3 protein-coding genes are annotated in these 2,512 nt (G+C 67.0%); all 3 read left to right on the top strand.

All coding sequences use genetic code 11. The features are described from left to right. A partial coding sequence (locus AC08OU_RS23960; protein ID WP_476605883.1) for a cytochrome P450 occupies positions 1 to 1,034 on the top strand: 1,034 nt, incomplete at its 5' end. Positions 1,035 to 1,235: 201 nt separating this feature from the next. After that, positions 1,236 to 2,336 carry an acyl-CoA desaturase gene (locus tag AC08OU_RS23955; protein ID WP_476602277.1) on the top strand — a complete coding sequence of 367 codons (1,101 nt, stop codon included), beginning with the start codon at positions 1,236 to 1,238 and terminating at the stop codon, positions 2,334 to 2,336. Continuing rightward, positions 2,254 to 2,511: an acyl carrier protein gene (locus AC08OU_RS23950; RefSeq protein ID WP_476602276.1), complete on the top strand. Its 258-nt coding sequence runs from the start codon at positions 2,254 to 2,256 to the stop codon at positions 2,509 to 2,511. The genes AC08OU_RS23955 and AC08OU_RS23950 overlap by 83 nt, the downstream gene beginning before the upstream one ends. The last annotated feature ends 1 nt before the right edge of the window (position 2,512 follow it).

Genomic DNA, 2,512 nt, shown 5'->3' with positions numbered 1-2,512 from the left:
CAGATCCAGATCCGACAATGGATGCCGATTCACCGTCTGGTGCGGCCACGGTCGGCACGTCGCCGGCCTTCGGCGCGTTCGATCCGGCCCGATATCATGATCTCTACCCCAACTACAACGCCCTGCGGGAGGCGGATCCATTCTACCGTCTGCCGCTGGGCGCACAGCAGGTCACGCTGCTCACCCGCTACCAGGACTGCATGCACGTTCTACAGGACGCCGCCTGGGGCCGGGGCGAGGGGAGGACCAACGCCTGGCGTTCCGCCAACAGCTTCGACGGCGGGCTACGGTCGCTCCTCGGCGTGAACCCGCCCGATCACACCCGGCTGCGCAAGCTGGTCAGCAAGGCGTTCACTCCCCGGGTTATCTCCGGTCTGCGGCCACAGACCACCGTCCTGGTCGAGTCGCTGCTCGACGCCGCGCTCGCGGCCGGCGAGGTGGATCTGCGAGGGAAGGCCACCGTCGAGTTCGACGCGTACTTCACGGAGCTGATCGCGGCCAGACGGGCTCGGCCGACCGACGACCTGCTCGGTCTTCTCGTGGCGGTGCGGGAGCAGGGTGACAGCCTGACCGAGGCCGAACTGCTGGAGCTGTGTGCTCTGCTGCTGGTCGCCGGGTACGAGACCACGGTCAACCTGATCGGCGACGCGGTGCTCGCCCTGCTGCGCGACACCGAGATCTCCGGGCGCTCCTTCGCCGCGGGCGAGGTCGTCGTCACCATGCTGGCCGCCGCCGGGCGGGACCCGCAGACCTTCGCGGAGCCGGACCGGTTCGACATCCGCCGGTACGCCGGGCCGACGCCCGCCCCCCGTCATCTCGGCTTCGGGTTGGGGATCCACTACTGTCTCGGCGCACCGCTCGCCCGGCTGGAGGCGGAGATCGCCCTGCAGGCACTCGTGCGCCGGGCCGGTAGCCTCACGCCGGCCACCGACCCTCCCTCCTACCGCCCGCATCTGGTCGTGCGTGGCCTGGAGACACTCCCCATCCGGCTGTCGCCCTATGACGGTGCTGGGCGACGCCCCGCACTACCGTGACGCCCCGCACTACCGCGGCACTCGCATCTATCCGCGGGCTGGAGAGCCGGCGGATGCGACTCGACGACGGGCGATAACGAAACACAATCTCACGATCGATTACTCCGGCGCATGTTCCGGAACCGGCCACGGCGGCTGTTACGATCGGGAAAGTTCGGGCCGACGACCCCATCCGCAGTCCTCCAGAGGAGGCGGTCGAGAATGGCTGGCTTCCAGCCTGCAACGCACATTCCTGAAACCGGGCACTCTGAAACCAGCTACGGGGCCGATGGATCCACTCCCCGCAGAAAGACGATCAGCAATTCCTACCTGCATCGCCTGCAGCGGCGGCACTTCCTGCTGTTCGACGTCCTCCCGATTGCCGGCACCGCCGCCGCCATCGCGTTTCTCGCGGTGCATCCGATCGGGGCCACCGAACTCGCCCTGCTCTTCTCGATGTGGCTCCTGACCGGTCTGGGCATCACTGTCGGCTATCACCGGCTCTTCACGCACCGCGCGTTCAAGGCGGCGCCGGCCGCGGCGACCGCGCTCGCGGTACTCGGCTCGATGACCGGCCAGAGCGGCGTGGTGTCCTGGGTCGCTCTGCACCGGCGGCACCACGAATACAGCGATCGCGACGGAGACCCGCACTCGCCGAATCTCGCCGGCAACGGTCTGAAGGGCCGGCTCCGCGGCCTGGCCCACTCGCACTTCCTGTGGATGCGCCGCCACGAATATCCCAACGTCGTCCACTACGCGCCGGATCTGATCAAGAACCGTGCGCTGGTCCGGGTGGCCCGCCTCTACTACTACTGGGTGACGCTCGGGCTCCTGCTCCCGGCGCTCGTCGGCGGCCTCGTCTACCAGAGTTGGACCGGGGCGGTGAGCGGCTTCCTCTGGGGCGGTCTCGTACGGATGTTCGTCCTCGAACACGTCATCTGGGGGATCAACTCCTTCCTGCACATGTTCGGCACCCGCCCCTACGAGTCCCGGGAGAACAGTAGGAACGGCGGAATCTTCGCCCTGCTGAGCCTGGGCGAATCGTGGCACAACAATCACCACGCGTTCCCCGATTCACCCTCCTTCGGGCTGCGGTGGTACCGCCTCGATCCGGGTTACTGGCTCATCAGACTACTCGCGATCAGTGGCCTCGCCTGGGATGTCAAACTTCCGTCCAAAGAGCGGATGGCGGCGAAGAGAATCACCGCCAGAAGATCCGCTCCGAGTACCGCGGTATACGGTGGAGCCAAGCAGGGAAGAGATTATCACCTGGTGCCGAGAGTATGTCGCGGGCCTCCTCGAGATACCCGCGGAGGAGGTTGATCCGGACGCGGACTTCGATCGACTGGGAATCGATTCCGCCCTCGCCGTCCCCCTGCTGATCGAGGTTGAGGAACGCTACGGCGTCGACCTGCCGCCCGAGGCGTTGTTCGAGAACCCGAACCTCAACGCGGTCGCCACGTACCTGCACACGCAACTCCCGCGGCACGTGGCATAGG

Source organism: Frankia sp. CcMO1, assembly GCF_977945845.1.
Note: the sequence above shows the minus strand (reverse complement) of the source record. Positions and strands in the feature narration are given on the sequence as shown.